Genomic DNA, 19,977 nt, shown 5'->3' on the forward strand with positions numbered 1-19,977 from the left:
CCTGGGGACACTACGATCCCTGTGCGAGGAGCTCGCTGGGAACGGCCGATGGCATCACGCCTTCGTCCCATGCCCGAGTAGACGCGACAAGGCGCTGAGCCGAACTGGCGTCGAAAGGGCTCGCGGCGAAGGATGGCTGCAGGCCCGGTAAGCGCGGCCCGGAGACTTAAGAACGCCGATAAGCGGAGCGCCACGGGGCGTGCGGAGGGTGGCTCAATCCCTCCGCGCCGCATCCTGGCTCAATGGAAGCGGCCTGATACCCAACCGCGCCTCGCGGCGCTCCGCTGCCCCTCGCTCGCGAACGAACGCCGCAAGGCGGGCGGGGTTTTGGCTCGCGCGGCAGGTTCGGCTTGCGTGGCAGGCATCGGCCATGCCGCCCTCTCAGGGCGAGATGCCCTGCACCGCCCAGGCGCGCGCCTCCAGCGTGATCGTGCCGTCCTCGGCGATCGGCAGCCTGTCCCGCAGCCTCTGCCGCAGGGACTCGCGCGCCGCCGGCGCCAGGCCGGCGTAATAGGCCGCAGCCGGCCCGGTGCCGAGCGCGAAGGGTTGCCAGAAATCCGCGAAGTCGCGGAACACGGTCGGGATCGTGATCGGCGCGCAGGTGACGTCGGTGAGCCCGGCGGCGAGCGCGAGCCCGGTCAGCCCCTCCTGGGTGCAGAAGGGGAAACGCCGGTCCTCGCCGAGATCGGCGGCTTGCGGGTCGAGCGCGGTCGCGGCGCTCCAGAAGGCGCGCAGGAACTGCACCCCGCCGCCCGGATAATCCCAGACATAGAAGCAGATCAGCCCGCGCGGCCGCACCACCCGGCGCATCTCCGCCAGCGCCTTCGCCCGGTCCGGCACGATATCGAGCACCAGCCCGGAGCCGACGGCGTCGCAGCTTGTATTCGCCACCGGCAGGGCCTCGGCGCTGCCCTTGCGGAAGCTGGCGCGGGGATTGGTGATGTGCTCGCGCGCTAGCGCCAGGAGGTCCTCCGAGGGGTCGATCGCGACGACGCTGACCGGCACGGTCAGGCCGAGCAGCGCCTCGGTGAGCGCGCCGCTGCCGCAGCCGACCTCGAGCCATTCGAAGCCGGGCAGGGGGTTCAGCCAGTCGATGAAGCGCGGCGCCAGCTCCCGGCTCCAGCGCGCCATGAAGCGCTCGTCAGTCTCGCCGGCCTGCCATGCGTCATGGCGCGTCTGGTCGGGCATTGCCGGCCTCCGCTTTTCTTTGTTCCGGATGGTGACGCTACGTCATTTTCGTTGAATGCGCCAGTAATCGTCAGGTCTCGGCGCTGTCATTCGGGGGCGATCGCCGCGGGCTTTCATGCCGCCAGGGCAGGCAGCGTCTCCAGCTTGCGGATGGCGGTGCTGAGCTCGGGCTCGTCGACGATGTCGGCGGCGTCGGCGAGCTTGAACCAGTGCAGGTCGCGCTGGTGCTGCTCGCGGAAGCTGCCGAGCTGCTTCTCGACCGTCAGCAGATAGAGCTTCACCTCGCAGAGTGCGAAATGGTCGCTCATCCGCTTCCAGTAGCTGTAGCGCCCGGCCGGCTCATGGCCGATGCGGCCGATCACGCCGGCTTCCTCATAAGCCTCGCGCGCAGCGGCGTCGTGGTCCTTGAGGCCCTTGATCGGCCAGCCCTTCGGCACGATCCAGCGGCGCGTCGTCCGCGAGGTCACGAGCAGGATCTCCATCGAACCGTCGGCGGCGCGGCGGATCGGCACAGCGGCGATCTGCGACCGCTTCTCTCCCGTTTTCCGCTTGGCCTTCTTCATCGGTGCGTGGAGACCTTTCCTAGGCAGCACATTTCTCCGGCTCCCGAATCGCGATGATCCGCCGGAGCGAATAAATATTGCATCCAATCGCGAAAATGGAAGAGGCGTTCTGTCATGGCCGGGGGATTACCGGCCCTGATCTGAGCGCATGCCGTCGTTTTTGTCCGGCGCCGCCTGCCGTGGCGTCGTGCAAGACAGGGGCTGATCGGAGAGCTGTGCGGCGAGGGGCGCCGTCAGAGCTTCTTGCCGTCCTTGTCGAACTGCTTGAGGAAGGCGATCAGGTCCTGGATCTCCTTCTCGCTGCGGATGCCGGCGAAGATCATCTTGGTGCCGGGGATCTTCGCCTTGGGATCCTTGATGTAATCCGCGAAGGTCGCCTCGTCCCAGGTCAGGCCGGAATTCTTGTTGGCGTTGGAGTAGCTGTAGCCCTCGGCCGCGCCGGAATGCCGGCCGATCACGCCGTTGAGCTCGGGCCCGACGAGATTGCGCGCGCCCTCGCCGATCTGGTGGCAGGCCCGGCATTTGTTGAAGGAGCGCTGGCCGGCCTCGAGATCCTGCGCGGCGGCGGGATGGGCGAGGAGCGGCAGGGCCAGAAGCGATGAGGTCAGGAAGGATACAGCGAGGAGGCGGGGCAGAACGGCGCGCATGGGTCTCGTCTTTCGGGGCCCGGCTTGCGGCCCGGGTCTTCCTTGGAACGGTTCCGGTTTAGCGTGGGCCGGCGCCGGGCCGATATGGGTCCTTTCGACGCGGCCGGGCGGGCGGTGCGCTCAGAGCTCGCCGATCCATTCCGCCACGGAGGCGGTGAAGATGTCCGGGCGCGACACCGGGAAGAGATGTCCGCCGGTTTCCATGATCGAGCGGCGGCAGCCGGGCAGGGCGGCGGCCAGCGCCTCCTGATGGTAGACCGGCACGACCATGTCGTCCCGCGCCCCCATCACCAGGATCGGCATCGGCAGGGCTTCGATATCCGCGGTGCCGTCGAAAGCGAGCAGTGCGTCGATGCGTTCGCGCATCACGGTCCGGGCGTGGTCGCTCACCGGCGCGGCCTCGATTGCGTCGTCATAGATGTGCCAGTTCGCCTCGATCCAGCGAGGCTGGTAGGCGCTGAGCACGGACAGGGCGGCGAAGCCCTGCGGAGCGCAGTCGAGGATGGCGCGCCGGGCACCGAACAGGGCGGTCATGTAGCGGCAGGCCTTGAGCCAGCTTCCGCTGAGGATGAGCCCGTCGAACCGGCCGGGCGCAAGCTTTGCCATCCCCTGCGCGATGCAGCCGCCGGTCGAATGGCCGAGCACGACGGCCCGGTCGAGCCCGGCCGCGTCGAGCACGGCGAGGCCGTCGCGGGCGAGCCTCTCGATGTCGCAGGGCGCCTCGCCGCGGCTGCTGCCGCCGATGCCGCGCTGGTCGAAGCGGATGATCTCGAAGGAGCGCCCGAGCGTCGCGGCGATGTTCGTCCAGAATCCGGCGGTGCCGCTGAGGCCGCTGACCAGCAGCAGCGGCTGGCCATGGCCCTCGCGGAAGCAATGGAGCGTGGCTCCGTCATCCGTCTCGGCCCGGAAGTCGATGATCTCGCTTGTCGTCGTCATGTCGTCACCCAACGGGCATGGCCCCGTGCCGCGCAGCAATGGCGCGGCTGCGCCGCCATGGTTCCGCCTTCCCCCTGTCGCGGTGCATCGCCCCGCTGTTCTTCGGCTGCGCTCCGAAGGGCGCTGCCGTCACGTCAGGTCAGGATGACCCATGCGGGCGGAGCCCGCCATGGCGTGAGCGCGAGGGGCGGGATGCGATAAATGCAAGGTCGATAGGTGGAGGACTAACCGTTGCGCGCCTGTTGCATGGCGAAGCTGCGCTTCGCCGCAGCACCGGCAGGTCAGTCTCGTCGATTCGCGGCGTCCGGATCGGTCCGCCAGGTCGCGAGCGGCATGGTCGGCAGATCGAAATAATCCCGCGTCGTCGCGTAGCCATGGCCGCCCATGCGGCCGACGGCGTCGAGCGCGACGGGGTCGACATGCAGGCGTTCGTCGACGGTATCGCCGCGGAAATGCGCATAGACGATCTCGCCCAGGATGATCTCGCGCGAGCTGCCGATGCCGAGCGTGGTGTGGTGGCGGCATTCGAAGGCGGCCGGCGCCTGGCCGATCCAGGGACAGGGCACCTTGATGCCGGGCATGGCGGTGAGGCCGGCCTCGGCGAGTTCGTCCGTGCCGGGCTCGAAGGGCACGGCGCAGATGTTCATGCCGGCGACCAGCGCGTCGGAGACGATGTTGACGGTGAAGGCCAGCGTCTCCCGGATGTTGCGGCCGGTATCCTTCTGCGCGCCGGTCGGGCGGTATTCGACGCCGAGAGCCAGGATCGCAGGATCGGCGGAGAGGCAGTTGAAGAAGGAGAAGGGCGCGGCATTGACCGTGCCCTGCGCATCGACCGTCGTCACCAGCGCGATCGGCCGCGGCACCACGGCGCCGATCAGCAGCTTGTAGCGTTCGCGCGGCGTCAGCTGCGCGAAATCGAAGGTGACGATGCCGGGGGCTTCCTCGGCCCGCGGCTGCACGGCCGGCGTCGCTGTCATGATGGAGTCAGTCCTTCGCTCAGGGCATAGGGGGCGAGCACGTCGCGGATGTCGCGCTCGATGCGGGGTGTCAGCAGCGCGCGGGTGACGACGGCGCGCAGGTGATGGTCCATCAGGTCGGCGGCGCGGGCGGCGTCGCCGTCGCGCAGGGCCTCGATCAGCTGGCGGTGTTCGGAGACGGCGCATTCCGAGGAATGCGGCCGGCCGTAGATCGCCAGGATCAGCGAGCAGCGCGACGAGGATTCCTGCACATAGCGCAGCAGCAGGGCGTTGCCGGTCATCTCGGCGAGCTTGATATGGAACTCGCCGGACAGGCGGATCGATTCCGGCCCGTCCTGCCCATGCGCCTTTTCTTCCTGCCGGACATGAGCTTCCAGCTCGGCCGCCTGCGCGGCGGTCAACCGCCCGGCGAGGTTCTCGGCGACGAGCCGCTCGAGCCCGCGCCGGACCTCGAAGACGTCGCGCGCCTCCTCCAGCGTCGGATAGGCGACGGAGGCGCCCTTGTTCGGCGTAAGCTCGACCAGCCCTTCCACCGAAAGGCGGTTGAAGGCCTCCCGCACCAGCGTGCGGCTGACTCCGAGCTGCTCGCCGATCGAATCCTCGGGCAGCTTCATGCCCGGTTTCAGCGCCTGTTCGATGATCGCGCGCCGAAGCGCCCTGTAGACGGATTGCGCACGCAATCCCGGCAGCCGTGACTCGCCCATATCGGCCTGTCCTCGCTTTGGTCTGACCTTGCTGGGGACCGTCAATGTCACGAGACGGGGCTCCGTTCCAGTTTGCGCTTGTGTTCAATAATCGCATACAATACGATCAAACAATCGTATGCAAGACTGAACATTAATCGCACACGAGATGGCGCGAAAAACGCCACGATGCGCACAGAGGTGGCAGTGACGACCGCGTGGCTTCGTTCCGGGCTGCGCCGAATGAAAAGGGGAGAGTGTCGATGAAGAAGGCCTGGTTGCTGGCGGCTGTTGCCGCTTTCGCGCTGAGCGGCGCGGCGGAGGCGAAGACGCTGAAATGGGGTGCGGGTCGCGAGATCGCCTCGCTCGATCCCTATTCCTTCGGCGAGACCTTCACGCTGTCGGTCCTGAACCACGTCTATGAAGGGTTGGTGCGCTACACCGGCGACCTCAAGATCGAGCCGGCGCTGGCCGAGTCCTGGGAGACGGTGTCGCCGACGGTCTGGCGCTTCCATCTGCGCAAGGGCGTGACCTTTCACAATGGCGACCCCTTCACGGCCGACGACGTCATCGCCTCGCTCGCCCGCGTCTCGGATGCCGCCTCGCCGCTGAAGGGCAATCTGCCGGCCTATAAATCCTCGAAAAAGATCGACGACCACACCGTCGAGATCGAGGTCGACGGTCCCTATCCGCTGCTGCTCAACGACCTCACCAACATCTTCATCTTCGACAAGAAGTGGCTGGAGGAGCACAACGCGCTGAAGCCGACCGATGTCGGCAAGGGCGTCACCGGCTATCCCACCGACCACGCCAACGGCACCGGCCCCTTCTCGATCGAGAGCCGCCAGCCCGACGCCAAGACGATCTTCGTCAGGAATCAGGGCTGGTGGGACAAGCCGCAGCACAATATCGACCGCATCGAGTTCGTCCCGATTGCCTCGGCCTCGACCCGCGTCGCGGCGCTGCTGTCGGGCGAGATCGACTACACCAATGTCGCGCCGCTGCAGGATCTGCCGCGCCTCAAGGCGTCGTCCGACGTCAAGGTGATGCAGACCAACGAATTGCGCTCGGTCTTCTTCGCCTTCAATCTCAAGGACCAGCTCTTCGAGAGCGATGTGAAGGGCAAGAATCCCTTCCAGGACATCCGGGTGCGCGAGGCGCTCTATCGCGCCATCGACATCGATGCGGTCCAGAAGCGCGCCATGCGCGGCCTCTCGCGCAACACCGGCGCGCTCATCGCGCCCGCCATCCCGGGCTATGAGCCGTCGCAGGACGAGCGTCCGCCCTTCGACCTGAACGCCGCCAAGAAGCTGCTCACCGAGGCCGGCTATCCCAACGGCTTCTCCTTCCAGATGAATTGCCAGAGCGATTCGCTGGTCAATGAGGAGGAGTTCTGCCAGGCGGTCGCCTCGATGTGGTCGCGCGCCGGCTTCAAGCCCAATCTCAGCATGGCGCCGCGCGCCCAGCAGACGCCGAAGCGCACCAAGGGCGATTTCGACGTCCTCTCCTTCGGCTGGGCCAACGAGCCGATGATCGACGCCTATTCCCTGCTCGTGCAGGTGATCCACTCCAGGACCGGCACGGCCGGCGTGTTCAACTGGGGCAACTGGGGCGATCCGAAGGTCGACGCGCTGATCGACAAGGCCGGCGTCGAGCTCGACAACGCCAAACGCATCGAATTGATGAAGCAGGCGCTCAAGCTGGTGAAGGAGCAGACCCTGTTCATCCCGCTGCACCAGCAGCCGATGGCCTGGGCGATGCGTGCCAATGTCGAGACCATGGTGCAGGCCTCCGACAACAAGCCGCGCCTGTGGCTGACCAAGCTGAAATGAGGCTGAACCGCCGCCGTCGTGGCCGGGCTTGACCCGGCCATCTCGGAAACGAGCCCTTCATCCGCCTGAGCTTCCCGGGTCTTCGCCAACGCGAAGCCCGGGAATGCCGCCGGAACCCAGGAGCCGCCCATGCCGGCCTTCCTCCTCAAGCGCTTCCTGAATGCCGCCGGCGTCATGCTCGCCGTGGCCTTCCTCGCCTTCCTGAGCTTCCGCTTCGTCGGCGATCCCGTCGAACTGATGCTGAACGAGCAGGCGAGCCAGCAGCAGCGCGACGAATTGCGGACCCGCCTCGGTCTCGACAAAGGCTTCGTGCTGCAATTCGCGACCTTCGTGAAGAACGCGGCCCAGGGCGATTTCGGCATCTCCTACCGCAATCAGCAGGATGTCTTCGCGCTCATCTCGGAGCGCTTCCCGGCGACCTTCGAGCTCGTCCTGGTCGCGACCTTCCTGTCGCTCGCCCTCGGTATCCCGCTCGGGGTCTACACCGCCATCCGACGAGAAAGCCTCCTCGCCAAGGCGCTGCAATTCGGCTCGGTGCTCGGCGTCTCGCTGCCGAGCTTCGCGCTCGGCATCATGCTGATCCTCGTCTTCTCGGTGACGCTGCAATGGCTGCCGGCCTTCGGCCGCGGCGAGGTGGTGAAGCTCGGCTGGTGGAGCACTGGTTTCCTGACGCCGTCGGGGCGCAAGGCGCTGATCCTGCCCGGCATTACCCTCTCGCTCTTCCAGATCACGCTGGTGATGCGGCTGGTGCGGGCCGAGATGCTCGAGACCATGCGCACCGATTTCATCCGCTTCGCGAGGGCACGCGGCCTGCCGGCCCGCTCGATCCATTTCGGCCATGCGCTGCGCAACTGCCTGATGCCGGTCATCACCGTCACCGGCCTGCAGATCGGTAACCTCATCGCCTTCGCCCTGGTCACCGAGACGGTGTTCCAGTGGCCGGGCATGGGCATGCTCTTCGTCCAGGCCGTCACCTTCGTCGATATCCCGGTGATGGCGGCCTATCTGATCATCGTCTCCTTCATCTTCGTCGCGCTGAACACCCTGGTCGACCTGACCTATGCCTGGGTCGATCCGCGCCTGCGCGAGGACGCGCTCTCGGGAGCCGCCAATGCCCGCTGAAACCGTCGCGACCGTCGCCAAACCTGCCGATGCCAAACCTGGCCGCATCCGGCGCTTTCTCGACAGCGACATCGGCTGGAGCTTCCGCAAGACGCCCGCCGCCTGGATCTCGGCGCTGGTGCTGACGCTGCTCATCGTCACGGCCTTCCTGGCCCCGCTGATCGCGGCGCAGAACCCCTATGATCTCTCGCAGATCTTCATCGACAAGGCCGAGATCCCGCCGATCTGGCAGGAGGGCGGCGAATGGCCCTTCCTGCTCGGCACCGACCCGCAGGGCCGAGACGTGCTCTCCGCCATCCTCTACGGCTCGCGCATCTCGCTGATCATCGGCTTTTCCGCCGTGGTCGTCTCGATGCTGATCGGCGTGTCCGTCGGGCTCGTCGCCGGCTTCCATGGCGGGCGCATCGACAATCTGCTGATGCGCCTCGGGGATACCGTGCTGTCGATTCCGACGCTCTTGATGGCGATCCTGGTCTCGGCGGTGTTCCGCGGCCTGCTGCCGCCGGAACTGCGCGACCCCTTCGCCGCGATGGTGCTGGTGCTTGCGATCTCGCTGACCAACTGGGTGCAGTATGCCCGCACCGTGCGCGCCTCGACCATGGTCGAGCGCCGCAAGGAATATGTGCTGGCCGCCCGCATCATCCGCGTGCCGGCGACGCGCATCATGCTCTGGCACATCCTGCCGAACACGCTGACGCCGGTCATGGTCGCGGCGACGCTCAATCTCGGCCTCGCCATCCTTTCTGAGGCGACGCTCTCCTTCCTGGGGGTGGGCATGCCGATCACCCAGCCTTCGCTGGGCACGCTGATCCGCATCGGCAACCAGTACCTGTTCTCCGGCTCCTGGTGGCTCGTCGTGTTCCCCTCGCTGCAGCTCGGGCTGATCGTGCTCTCGGTCAACCTGCTCGGCGACTGGCTGCGCGATGCGCTGAATCCGAAACTTCGCTGACAAGAAACCACGAGGAAATGCCTGATATGACCGCCTCCCTGCTGCTCAAGAATGTCCGCCCGAACGCCGGTGCTGCCCTCGACATCCTCATCGAGAACGGCCGCATCGCCCGCATGGCGAAGGACATCGCCGCGCCGGCCGGCGTGGCGGTCGAGCATGGGCGCGGCGAGATCGTCATCCCCGGCCTCGTCGAGGCGCACACCCATCTCGACAAGAGCCTCTGGGGCCAGCCCTGGTACGTCAACGAGGTCGGCCCGAAGCTGCTCGACAAGATCGACAATGAGCGCGAGAGCAAGAAGCGGCTGGATATCGAGCCGGCGCGCCAGTCGGCCCGGCAGTCGATCCAGTCCTCGCTGATGGGCACGACCCATATCCGCAGCCATGTCGACGTTGACACCGAGCACGGGCTCTGGGGCGTCGAGGGCGTGATGAAGACCCGCGACGACTACCGCGACATCGTCGACATCGAGCTCGTCGCCTTCCCGCAATCGGGCCTGCTGCGCCGTCCCGGCACGTTGGAATTGATGGACCAGGCGATGAAGGCCGGCTGCGAGATCGTCGGCGGCCTCGATCCCTGCGGCATCGACCGCGACCCCAAGGGGCATCTCGATGCCGTCTTCGCGCTCTGCCAGACATATGGCAAGCCGCTCGACATCCATCTGCACGAGCCCGGCGAGATGGGCGCCTTCTCGACGGAGCTGATCATCGAGCGCACCCGCGCGCTCGGCATGCAGGGCAAGGTCACGATCAGCCACGCCTTCTGCCTGGGCTCACCCGATCCTGCGCTGGTCGATCCGCTGATCGCGCAGCTCGCCGAACTCGACATCGCGATCATGACCACCGCCCCCTCGCGCAGCGCCGCTCCGCCGGTGAAGAAGCTGGTCGAGGCCGGCGTGCGCGTCTGCTCAGGCTCGGACGGCATCCGCGACACCTGGGGCCCCTATGGCAATGCCGACATGCTGGAGCGGGCGATGTTCGTCGGCCTGCGCAACAATTTCCGCCGCGACGACGAGCTCAGGATCGCGCTCGATGTCTGTACGCTCGGCGGCGCGCAGGTGATGGAGATCGCCGACTACGGGCTGGCCGAGGGCAAGGCTGCGGATTTCGTCATCCTGCCGGGCGAGACGCTGGCCGAGGCGGTCGTCACCCGCTCTCCAAAGCGCCGCGTCGTCAAGCACGGCAAGATCGTCGCCCGCGACGGCGTTTCGGTCAGGACCGCGCCGTGAGCCTCAAGCCGGCAAAGCGCCCCGAAGGCCGCATCCTCATGGCGGCGCGCTGGGTCGTCGGCCACAAGGACGGCCGCCATCGCCTCTACGAGAACGGCGAGGTGGTCTTCGAGGATGGCAGGATCGTCTTCGTCGGCCATGGCTTTCCCGGCGAGGTCAGCAGACGCGTCGACTACGGCAACGCCCTGATCGGGCCGGGCTTCGTCGATTGCGACGCGCTTTCCGATCTCGACACCACCATCCTCGGCTACGACAACCAGCCGGCCTGGAAGAAGGGCCGTGTCTGGCCGCGCAGCTATCTCGAGGCCGGACCTTACGAGATGTACAGCCGCGAGGAGCTGGCCTTCCAGAAGAAGCACGCCTTCGCGTCCCTGATCCGCAACGGCATCACCACGGCGCTGCCGATCGCCTCGCTGTTCTACCGCGCCTGGGGCGAGACGGTGCAGGAGTTCGAGGATGCCGCTGAAGCCGCGGCAGATCTCGGTCTGCGCGCCTATCTCGGCCCGGCCTATCGCACCGGCAACCAGCTGGTCGAGGAAGACGGCCGCATCGTCACCCATTACGACGAGGCGCGCGGCCTCGCCGAGCTCGACGCCGCGATCGATTTCGCGAAACGCCATGAAGGCGCCGCCGGCGGTCTGATCCGTGCCATGCTCGCGCCGGACCGCATCGAGACCTCGACGGCGGAGCTCTTGCGCCGCACGGCCGCAGCCTCGCGCGAGCTCGGTATTCCCGTCAGGCTGCATTGCTGCCAGTCGAAGATCGAATACGACCTCGTCCTCGCCCAGCACGGCATGAGCCCGCCGGAATGGCTGGAGAGCCTCGGCTTCCTCGGCGAGCGCTGCCTCCTGCCGCACGGCACCGTCGTCTCCGGCAGCCGGCTCGTCGACCGGCCCGGCCGCGATCTCGAGATCATCCGCGATTCCGGCGCGAGCATCGTCCATTGCCCGCTGGTCTCGGGCCGGCACGGCAATGCCATCGATCATTTCGGCCGCTACCGCGCGATGGGGCTCAACATCGCCATGGGCACGGATACGAGCCCGCCCGATATGATCATGAACCTGCAGATCGGCATGATCCTCGCCCGCACCATGGCCGGCAATGCCGGCGCCGTGCGCTCCGAGGATTATTACGATGCCGCGACCATCGGCGGCGCCGACGCGCTGCGGCGGCCCGATCTCGGCCGGCTCCAGCCGGGCGCCTGCGCCGACATCACCGTCTTCGAGCTCGACCGGCCCCATAGCGGGCAGGTCATCGACCCCATCCAGACGATGATGCTGACCGGCCATGGCCGCGACGTCTCGACCGTGGTGATCGACGGCTGCTTCGTCATGGAAAACCACATCATCCCCGGCATCGACGAGGCCGCCGACAACGCCCGCGCCCAGGCCCAGTTCGAGGGGCTGATGGCGCGCTATCCCGAACGCACTCTCGGACACCCGCCGATGAGCGAGATCTTCTCGTCGAGCTACGCCATCGAACGCAGCGAGGCCATCGCATGACCGCATCCGCCGCCGCGCCTTTGCTCTCCGTGCGCGACCTGCGCATCGTCTTCGACGGCCGCCACGGCCCGCTGACGGCGCTGGACGGCGTCTCCTTCGACATCGCGCCGGGAGAGATCCTCGGCGTGGTCGGCGAGTCCGGCGCCGGCAAATCTCTGACCGGCACGGCGGTGATCGGCCTGCTCGATCCGCCCGGCCGCATCGCCGGCGGCGAGATCAGGCTGGAAGGGCAGCGCATCGACAATCTGCCGGCGGAAAAAATGCGCCGCCTGCGCGGCCGTCGCATCGGCGCGATCTTCCAGGACCCGTTGACCTCGCTGCACCCGCTGCTCACGGTCGGCGACCAGCTCGTCGAGACCATCACCACCCATCTGCCGGTCGGCAAGGCGGAGGCGCGCAGGCGAGCGCTCGACCTGCTCAAGGAGGTCGGCATCCCCGCCGCCGAGATGCGCATCGACCATTACCCGCACCAGTTCTCCGGCGGCATGCGCCAGCGCGTCGTCATCGCGCTCGCGCTCTGCGCCGAGCCGGTGCTGATCATCGCCGACGAGCCGACGACCGCGCTCGACGTCTCCATTCAGGCGCAGATCACCACGCTGCTGAAGCGGCTCTGCCGCGAGCACGGCACGTCCATCATGCTGGTGACGCATGATATGGGCGTCATCGCCGAAACCGCCGATCGCGTCGCGGTGATGTATGCCGGCCGCATCGTCGAGATCGGCCCGGTCGAGGAGGTCGTGCGCCGCCCGCGCCACCCCTACACGGCCGGGCTGATGGCCTCGATCCCGAGCGTCCATGCCCGGCATGCGCAGCTCAACCAGATCGACGGCGCCATGCCGCGGCTCAACGCCATTCCGCCGGGCTGCGCCTTCAACCCGCGCTGCGGCCGGGCGGAGGGCGTCTGCCGCGAGCACAAGCCGGGCCTTCCGCCGGTCGCCCATGCGGCGGCCTGCCACTTCCCGCTGCAGGAGTTGGCCCATGCGTGATACCGTGACCACGCTCGAACGAGGGCAGGCCGTGCCGGAGATCGCGACCACCGCTACGGCGACCATGGACGACATCATCCTCGATGTCGCCTCGGCCTCCTGCCGCTTCGACGTCTCGGCGCCGACGCTCTCGCGGCTGTTCTCGAAGCAGCCGCGCCGCATCCTGCGTGCCGTCGAAAACGTCTCCTTCACGGTCAGGCGCGGCACGACCTTCAGCATCGTCGGCGAATCCGGCTGCGGGAAGTCGACCCTGGCGCGCATGGTCGTCGGCCTCCAGCGCCCGACGCAGGGGATGCTGAACTTCCGCGACATCCGCCGTGCCGATGGCACCATCGGCCCGCCGCGCGTGCAGATGATCTTCCAGGACCCCTATGCCTCGCTCAACCCGCGCTGGCGCGTCGGCGACATCATCGCCGAGCCGATCCGCGAATTGAAGCTGCGGCCGGACGCCGCGAGCACGAAAGACCGTGTCGGCGACCTGCTGGAGATCGTCGGCCTGTCGCGCAGCGATGCGAGCCGCTACCCGCATGCCTTCTCCGGCGGCCAGCGCCAGCGCATCTCGATTGCCCGCGCCCTCGCCACCGAAGCCGATTTCCTCGTCTGCGACGAGCCGACCTCGGCGCTCGACGTCTCCGTGCAGGCGCAGATCCTCAATCTGATGGTCAAGCTGCAGAAGGAACTGGGGCTGACCTATCTCTTCATCAGCCACAATCTTTCGGTCGTCAGGCACATGTCGGACGATCTCGCCATCATGTATCTCGGCCGCTTGGTCGAGGCGGGGCCGGCCGAGGAGGTCTTCAGCCGGCCGCGCCACCCCTATACCCGGCTGCTGCTCGACACGATTCCCGATGTCGAGCGGCCGAACCGCGAACGCCGGCCGATGTCGGGCGAGGTGCCGAGCCCGATCGACCCGCCGCCGGGCTGCAGCTTCAACCCGCGCTGCTCACGCGCCGCCGATCGCTGCCGGGCCGAACGGCCGGAGTTGCGGCTGATCGACGGCGTCGAGGTGTCCTGCCACTTCGCCTGAGGCGTCAGCTCACCAGCGTCGCGTCCAGCGTGATCGGCGCCTTCAGCACCTTGGAGACCGGGCAGCCGGCCTTGGCCTTGTCGGCCAGCGACTGGAAGGTCGCCTGGTCGGCGCCGGGCACCTTGCCCTTGAGGGTGAGATGGATCGCGGTGATGGCGTAGCCGTCGTCGAGCTTGTCGAGCGTCACCTGCGCCGTGGTGTCGAGCGCCTCGGCGGTCAGCTTGGCTTCGCCGAGGATCAGCGACAGCGCCATGGTGAAGCAGGCGGCATGCGCCGCGCCGAGCAATTCTTCCGGATTGCTGCCGGGCTTGCCCTCGAAGCGGCTGGCGAAGCCGTAAGGATAGTCCTTGAGCGAGCCTGTCTGCGTCGAGATCGCGCCCTTGCCGTCCTTGATGCCGCCTTCCCAATGGGCCGAGCCGGTCTTGTTGATCGCCATGACGCTGTCTCCTCTCGTGATCGAAGCTGGATGGCGGCATCCGGGGAGGCCGCCTTTCCACAACGGGCGAGAGCCTAGCAGGTTCATTGTCGGGACAGATGACGACGAGCCGGGAACGGCGAAGCCCGCACCGGTCTGCCGATGCGGGCTTCGCGTCATGGCTCCGCCGAACTCCGCCTAGCGGAACAGCGCCAGCGACTTCGACAGCGTGATCCAGACGCCCCAGGCGATCGGCAGGCCGACGACGGCCCAGGCGAGCAGGGCCGTGCCGTCAACACCGCCCTTGCCGATGCCGTAGGAGCCGTAATGCGCGGTCGCATTGGCATTGGCCGTGCGGGCCTGCAGCGCCGCGACCTCGGCATCCTTCATGAACCACTTCGCCGCGACCGGGCGGATCAGCAGGTTGCAGAGGAAGCCGAGCACCAGCATGCCGGCGAGGATGTACATGGTGCGGTCATAGACCTGCGCGCGCGGCACGCCGGCATTGATCTGCGCCTCGCGGATATAGTTCACCACGACAGGGCCGATGATGCCGGCAGTCGACCACGCCGTCAGCAGGCGGCCATGGATGGCGCCGACGAACTGCGTCCCGAACATGTCGGCGAGATAGGCCGGAACCGTGGCGAAGCCGCCGCCATACATCGACAGGATGATGCAGAAGAAGCCGACGAAGAGCGCCAGCGACCCGGCATGCGCCGCCCAGGGCGAAAGCGCGTAGAGCAGGATGCCGAGCCCGAAGAAGGTGGCATAGGTCAGCTTGCGGCCGAGCTTGTCCGAGAGCGAGGCCCAGAAGAAGCGCCCGGCGATGTTGAACAGCGAGAGCAGGCCGACGAAGGCCGCCGCGATCGTGGCGATCTGCGTCTTCTGCCCGGCGTCGAGCGCGGCGAAGCCGATCTCCGGCTTGCCGATCAGCGAACCCGCGAAAATCTCCTGCAACATGGGCGAGGCCATGCCGAGCACGCCGATGCCGGCGGAGACGTTGAGGCAGAGCACCGCCCAGATCAGCCAGAACTGCGGCGTCTTGTGCGCGTTCTGGAGATGGACATGGCCGGAGGTGATCATCGCGTTCTGCGTCGCCGGGGGCGTCCAGCCCTCCGGGCGCCAGTTCGCCGGCGGCACGCGGTAGCCGAAGGTGCCGGCCATCATGAAGACGAAATAGATCGCGGCCATCGCGACGAAGGTCTGCCAGACGCCGACCGAGGCCGGGGTCTTGAAGGTGTTCATCAGCATGTCCGCCAGCGGCGAACCGATCATCGCGCCGCCGCCGAAGCCCATGATCGCCATGCCGGTGGCCATGCCGCGCCGGTCCGGGAACCATTTCACCAGGGTCGAGACCGGCGAGATGTAGCCGAGGCCAAGGCCGATGCCGCCGATCACGCCGGAGCCGAGCCACATCAGCCAGAGCTGGTGCGTGTAGACGCCGAGCGCCGAGACCAGCAGGCCGCCGCACCAGCACAGCGTCGAGACGAAGGCCGCCTTGCGCGGACCGACCCGTTCGAGCCAGCCGCCCCAGATCGCAGCGGACGAACCGAGCAGGACGAAGAACAGCGTGTACATCCAGCCGAGATCGGCGACCTTCCAGTCGCAGGCGGTGGTGAACAGGGAACCGATCAGGCCGACATCCGCGGCGCAGGCGACGGGCTTGGTGATGCCGATCGCCTGGCTCAGCGGCAGCCAGAACACCGAGAAGCCATAGGCCATGCCGATGCACAGATGGATGCAGAGCGCAGCCGGCGGCACCAGCCAGCGGTTGAAGCCGGCCTTGGCGATGGTCCGTTCACGGTCGAGCAGGCCGATGCCGCCCCCGACCTGTCCGATATCCTGTGCGACACTCATTCCCCGGTTCCTTTCCCCATGGCTTCGCCGTTCGGGCCGGGTAGGGTCCCAGCTCGTTGTCATCTCTTGTCGCCGGCAGGACCGGCGTCTGGCTGCTAACCTCCGCGCCCCGGCCTGATCTTCGGCAGGGCTTGCCGCAGCAGGGGCGTGAGGTCCTCCGGCCGGTCGGCGAAGGCGGCGAGGAAGTCGCCGCGCATGCGTCCGGTCCAGAACTGGTTGATATGGTCGGCGACGGAGGCGGCCGCCTCCGCCTCCGGATAGGCCTTGAAGAAATCGGCGATCTGCCCGGCCATGCGCCGGAGCTTCTCGACGTTCTCGGCGTGGTGATCGGTGGTCAGGCCAGCCTCCGTCATCGGGCGATCGTCTCAGGCTTCGGCGCGAGCGCCCCGGTGAAGACGATGCAGCCGTCGCGCCGTGCCACGGCGGCCAGCGTCAGGCCGAGATGCCGGGCCCGCTCGATCGCGAGCGAGGTCGGCGCGGAGATCGCGACCAGCGTTCCCGCGCCGAAGATCGCGGCCTTCTCGACCATCTCGAAGGAGGCGCGGCTGGTGACGAGCAGGAAGCCCTCGCCGGCATCGGCCCCGGCGCGGAGCCGCGCGCCGATCAGCTTGTCGAGCGCGTTGTGGCGGCCGACATCCTCGCGTGCAGCCAGGATCGCGCCCGAGGCATCGCACCAGGCGGCGCCATGGACGGCGCGGGTCAGCTGGTTCAACGGCTGGTGCTTGTCGAGCGCGGCGAGCGCGGCCTCGATCGCCGTGGCGGATACGGCGCGTGAAGCCCGCGTCGCGGCATCGGCCATCGGAATTTCCTCGATGGTCTCGACCCCGCAGAGACCGCAGGAGGTCCGGCCCGAGAGATTGCGGCGCCGCGCCAGATGCTCGCGGAAGCGGCCCGGCGCCAGCTCGACCGTGACGATCACGCCCTCGTCCTTCGGCTCCACAGCGATGCCGCGAATCTCGTCCGCGCCGCGCACGATGCCCTCGGTCAGGCTGAAGCCGGTGACGAAATCCTCGAGATCGGACGGGCTCGCCATCATCACCGCATAGGGCATGTTGCCGTAGACGATGTTGATCGGCGTCTCGACCGCGACCTCGATCTCGCGCGCATCGTCCTGCGCCGCGCCGAAGCGCAGCGGCTGCGCCGTGACGGCGGCCGAGGCTGGCGGCTGGGCGTGCGGGTTATTCCGCGGCATCGGGCAGGCGCTCCGCGATCCGGCGCAAGGTCACGTCCTCCTCGAAATTCTTCTCCTGCCAGGCGGAATAAGCGTTCGTGCGCCGGACGTCGACGGCGGTGACCTTGTATTCCGGGCAGTTCGTCGCCCAGTCCGAATAATCCGTCGTGATGACGTTGGCGCCGGTCTTGGCGTGGTGGAAGGTGGTGTAAACCACGCCCGGCTGCATGCGCTCGGAGATCACCGCCCGCAGCGCGATGTCGCCCGAGCGGCTGGCGAGCGCGACGAGGTCGCCGTCGCGGACGCCGCGGCTTTCGGCGTCGAAGGGGTGGATTTCCAGCACGTCCTCGTCATGCCAGGCGCTGTTCTCGGTGCGCCGGGTCTGCGCGCCGACATTGTATTGCGAGAGGATGCGGCCCGTGGTGAGCAGCAGCGGGAAGCGCGGTCCCGTCCGCTCGTCGGTCGGGACATATTCGGTGATCATGAACTTGCCCTTGCCGCGCACGAAGCGGTCGACATGCATCAAGGGCGTGCCGGTCGGGGCCTTGTCGTTGCAGGGCCACTGCACTGAGCCGAGCTTGTCCAGCTTGTCATAGGAGACCCCCGCGAAGCTCGGGGTGAGCCGCGCGATCTCGTCCATGATCTCGCTGGGATGGCCATAGGCCATCTCGTAGCCCAGCGCGCGGGCCAGATCGATCGTGACCTGCCACTCGTCCTTGCCGGCGAGCGGCGCCATGACCTGCCGCACGCGGTTGATGCGCCGTTCGGCATTGGTGAAGGTGCCATCCTTCTCCAGGAAGGAGGCGCCCGGCAGGAAGACATGGGCGTATTTCGCCGTCTCGTTCAGGAAGATGTCCTGGATGACGACGCATTCCATCGAGGCGAGGCCCGCCGTGACATGCTTGGTATTGGGGTCCGACTGGGCGATGTCTTCGCCCTGGACATAGAGGCCCTTGAAGGTACCCTCGACCGCCTCGTCCAGCATGTTGTTGATGCGCAGGCCCTGTTCGGGATCGAGTGGCACGCCCCAGAGCATCTCGAAGACCTGCCGGGTCGAGTCGTCGGAGACGTGGCGATAGCCCGAGAATTCGTGCGGGAAGGAGCCCATGTCGCAGGAGCCCTGGACATTGTTCTGCCCGCGCAGCGGATTGATGCCGACGCCGTCGCGCCCGATATTGCCGGTCGCCATGGCGAGGTTGGCCATCGCCATCACGGTGGTCGAGCCCTGGCTGTGCTCGGTGACGCCGAGCCCGTAATAGATCGCGCCATTGCCGCCGGTGGCATAGAGCCGCGCTGCGGCGCGGACATCCGCCGCGGGCACGCCGGTATATTGCTCGCTCATCTCCGGCGAGTTCTCCTCGCGGGCGACGAAACGGGCCCAGTGTTCGAAATCGCCGAGATCGCAGCGCTCGCGCACATAGGCCTCGTCGATCAGCCCCTCGGTGACGACGACATGGCTGAGCGCATTGAGCAGCGCGACATTGGTGCCGGGGCGCAGGGGCAGGTGATAATCCGCCTTCACATGCGGCGACTGCACCATGTCGATCCGGCGGGGATCGGCGACGATCAGGCGCGCGCCCTGGCGGATGCGCTTCTTCATGCGCGAGGCGAAGACCGGGTGGCCGTCGGTCGGATTGGCTCCGATGACCAGGATGACGTCGGATTTGGCGACCGACTTGAAGTCCTGCGTGCCGGCCGAGGTGCCGAGCGTCGTCCTGAGGCCATAGCCGGTCGGCGAATGGCAGACGCGGGCGCAGGTATCGACATTGTTGTTGCGGAAGGCGGCGCGCACCAGCTTCTGGACGAGGAAGACCTCCTCATTGGTGCAGCGTGAGGAGGTGATGGCGCCGACCGATTCACGGCCGTATTGCGCCTGGATGCGCTTGAATTCGGAGGCCGCGTAGGTGATCGCCTCTTCCCATGACACTTCGCGCCACGGGTCGGTGATCTTCGCCCGGATCATCGGCTTGGTCATGCGGTCGGTATGGGTCGCATAGCCCCAGGCGAAGCGGCCCTTGACGCAGGAATGGCCCTCGTTCGCCTTGCCGTCCTTGTAGGGCACCATGCGGATGACGCGGTCGCCCTGCATCTCCGCCTTGAACGAGCAGCCGACGCCGCAATAGGCGCAGGTCGTCACCACCGAATGCTCGGGCTGGCCGTGCTCGATGACCTTGTTCTCCATCAGCGTCGCGGTCGGGCAGGCCTGCACGCAGGCGCCGCAGGAAACGCATTCCGAGCCCAGGAAATCGGTCGGCCCGGCCGCGACGCGTGAGTCGAAGCCGCGTCCGGTGATCGTCAGCGCGAAGGTGCCCTGCACCTCCTCGCAAGCCCGCACGCAGCGATTGCAGACGATGCATTTCGACGGGTCGTAGGTGAAGTACGGGTTGGAGGTGTCCTTCGCGAGCCAGTTCTCGTTGGCGAGGCCGTCCTTGCCCTTGGCGAAGACGTGGTTCTCGCCCTCATAGCCGTAGCGCACCTCGCGCAGGCCCACCGCGCCCGCCATATCCTGCAATTCGCAATCGCCATTGGCCGAGCAGGTCAGGCAGTCCAGCGGATGGTCGGAGATATAGAGCTCCATCACGCCCTTGCGCAGGCCGGAGAGGTTCTCCGACTGGGTGCGGACGACCATGCCCTCTTCGGCCGGCGTGGTGCAGGAGGCAGGCGTGCCGCGCCGCCCCTCGATCTCGACGAGGCAGAGCCGGCAGGAGCCGAAGGGTTCGAGCGAGTCGGTGGCGCAGAGCTTCGGGATCTTGGTGCCGAGGCTCATGGCGGCGGCCATCACCGAGGTGCCCGCAGGGACCGTGACGCTCTGGCCGTCGATGGTCAGCGTCACCGTCTTCTCGGAGAGCCGGATCGGCGTGCCGTAGTCGATTTCCTTGATCAGGCTCATCGTGGC

The 19,977-nt window shown here is 67.4% G+C and carries 18 protein-coding genes; 7 read left to right on the forward strand and 11 right to left on the reverse strand.

Annotated elements, in window-relative coordinates; all coding sequences use genetic code 11:
- Positions 1-381: 381 nt before the first annotated feature.
- From GY40_RS21120 to GY40_RS21145, 6 genes are all read right to left on the reverse strand, one after another.
- The gene (locus tag GY40_RS21120) at positions 382-1,188 is read right to left on the reverse strand and encodes a class I SAM-dependent methyltransferase (RefSeq protein ID WP_038366631.1); all 807 of its coding nucleotides are present in this window, start codon (positions 1,186-1,188) and stop codon (positions 382-384) included.
- A gap of 113 nt (positions 1,189-1,301) precedes the next feature.
- The gene (locus GY40_RS21125; RefSeq protein WP_038366633.1) at positions 1,302-1,751 is read right to left on the reverse strand and encodes an NUDIX hydrolase; all 450 of its coding nucleotides are present in this window, start codon (positions 1,749-1,751) and stop codon (positions 1,302-1,304) included.
- A gap of 233 nt (positions 1,752-1,984) precedes the next feature.
- Positions 1,985-2,398 carry a c-type cytochrome gene (locus GY40_RS21130; RefSeq protein ID WP_038366636.1) on the reverse strand — a complete coding sequence of 138 codons (414 nt, stop codon included), beginning with the start codon at positions 2,396-2,398 and terminating at the stop codon, positions 1,985-1,987.
- Between the two features lie 120 nt (positions 2,399-2,518).
- Positions 2,519-3,334, reverse strand: a complete 816-nt coding sequence (locus GY40_RS21135) for an alpha/beta fold hydrolase (protein ID WP_051988372.1) — start codon at positions 3,332-3,334, stop codon at positions 2,519-2,521.
- 281 nt (positions 3,335-3,615) lie between these two features.
- Positions 3,616-4,311: a flavin reductase family protein gene (locus tag GY40_RS21140; protein WP_197062796.1), complete on the reverse strand. Its 696-nt coding sequence runs from the start codon at positions 4,309-4,311 to the stop codon at positions 3,616-3,618.
- The gene (locus GY40_RS21145; RefSeq protein WP_038366639.1) at positions 4,308-5,015 is read right to left on the reverse strand and encodes a GntR family transcriptional regulator; all 708 of its coding nucleotides are present in this window, start codon (positions 5,013-5,015) and stop codon (positions 4,308-4,310) included. Before GY40_RS21145 ends, GY40_RS21140 begins: the two co-directional genes overlap by 4 nt.
- Before the next feature lie 242 nt (positions 5,016-5,257).
- Here GY40_RS21145 and GY40_RS21150 point away from each other — a divergent pair, with 242 nt between their 5' ends.
- From GY40_RS21150 to GY40_RS21180, 7 genes are all read left to right on the forward strand, one after another.
- Positions 5,258-6,826: an ABC transporter substrate-binding protein gene (locus tag GY40_RS21150; protein WP_038366642.1), complete on the forward strand. Its 1,569-nt coding sequence runs from the start codon at positions 5,258-5,260 to the stop codon at positions 6,824-6,826.
- 129 nt (positions 6,827-6,955) lie between these two features.
- Complete coding sequence (locus GY40_RS21155) at positions 6,956-7,948, forward strand: ABC transporter permease (protein ID WP_038366644.1); 993 nt, start codon at positions 6,956-6,958, stop codon at positions 7,946-7,948.
- Entirely contained in the window at positions 7,938-8,897 is a 960-nt protein-coding gene (locus GY40_RS21160) for an ABC transporter permease (protein WP_038366647.1), read from the forward strand. The genes GY40_RS21155 and GY40_RS21160 overlap by 11 nt, the downstream gene beginning before the upstream one ends.
- A gap of 26 nt (positions 8,898-8,923) precedes the next feature.
- On the forward strand, positions 8,924-10,123 hold the full coding sequence (locus tag GY40_RS21165; protein ID WP_038366650.1) for an amidohydrolase family protein: 1,200 nt from the start codon (positions 8,924-8,926) through the stop codon (positions 10,121-10,123).
- A 38-nt stretch (positions 10,124-10,161) separates the two neighbouring features.
- Entirely contained in the window at positions 10,162-11,625 is a 1,464-nt protein-coding gene (locus tag GY40_RS21170) for an amidohydrolase family protein (protein ID WP_038366884.1), read from the forward strand.
- A complete protein-coding gene (locus GY40_RS21175) occupies positions 11,622-12,611 on the forward strand; it encodes an ABC transporter ATP-binding protein (RefSeq protein WP_038366652.1) in 990 nt (329 codons plus the stop codon). The genes GY40_RS21170 and GY40_RS21175 overlap by 4 nt, the downstream gene beginning before the upstream one ends.
- Before the next feature lie 64 nt (positions 12,612-12,675).
- Positions 12,676-13,638 (forward strand): ABC transporter ATP-binding protein, encoded by a 963-nt coding sequence (locus tag GY40_RS21180; RefSeq protein WP_051988396.1) that lies wholly within the window; start codon positions 12,676-12,678, stop codon positions 13,636-13,638.
- 4 nt (positions 13,639-13,642) lie between these two features.
- Here the strand turns inward: GY40_RS21180 and GY40_RS21185 are convergent, their stop codons facing one another.
- The 5 genes from GY40_RS21185 to fdhF form a co-directional block, all read right to left on the reverse strand.
- Positions 13,643-14,074: an OsmC family protein gene (locus GY40_RS21185; protein WP_038366653.1), complete on the reverse strand. Its 432-nt coding sequence runs from the start codon at positions 14,072-14,074 to the stop codon at positions 13,643-13,645.
- A gap of 177 nt (positions 14,075-14,251) precedes the next feature.
- On the reverse strand, positions 14,252-15,910 hold the full coding sequence (locus GY40_RS21190) for an OFA family MFS transporter (RefSeq protein ID WP_038366656.1): 1,659 nt from the start codon (positions 15,908-15,910) through the stop codon (positions 14,252-14,254).
- 95 nt (positions 15,911-16,005) lie between these two features.
- Positions 16,006-16,263 carry a formate dehydrogenase subunit delta gene (locus tag GY40_RS21195; RefSeq protein WP_051988373.1) on the reverse strand — a complete coding sequence of 86 codons (258 nt, stop codon included), beginning with the start codon at positions 16,261-16,263 and terminating at the stop codon, positions 16,006-16,008.
- A complete protein-coding gene (gene fdhD, locus GY40_RS21200) occupies positions 16,260-17,102 on the reverse strand; it encodes a formate dehydrogenase accessory sulfurtransferase FdhD (protein WP_038366658.1) in 843 nt (280 codons plus the stop codon). Before fdhD ends, GY40_RS21195 begins: the two co-directional genes overlap by 4 nt.
- The gene (fdhF, locus tag GY40_RS21205; protein WP_038366661.1) at positions 17,089-19,971 is read right to left on the reverse strand and encodes a formate dehydrogenase subunit alpha; all 2,883 of its coding nucleotides are present in this window, start codon (positions 19,969-19,971) and stop codon (positions 17,089-17,091) included. Before fdhF ends, fdhD begins: the two co-directional genes overlap by 14 nt.
- Between the last annotated feature and the right edge of the window lie 6 nt (positions 19,972-19,977).

This window comes from Allobosea sp. UNC402CLCol, from assembly GCF_000745475.1.
Classification (GTDB): Bacteria; Pseudomonadota; Alphaproteobacteria; order Rhizobiales; family Beijerinckiaceae; genus Allobosea; species Allobosea spartocytisi.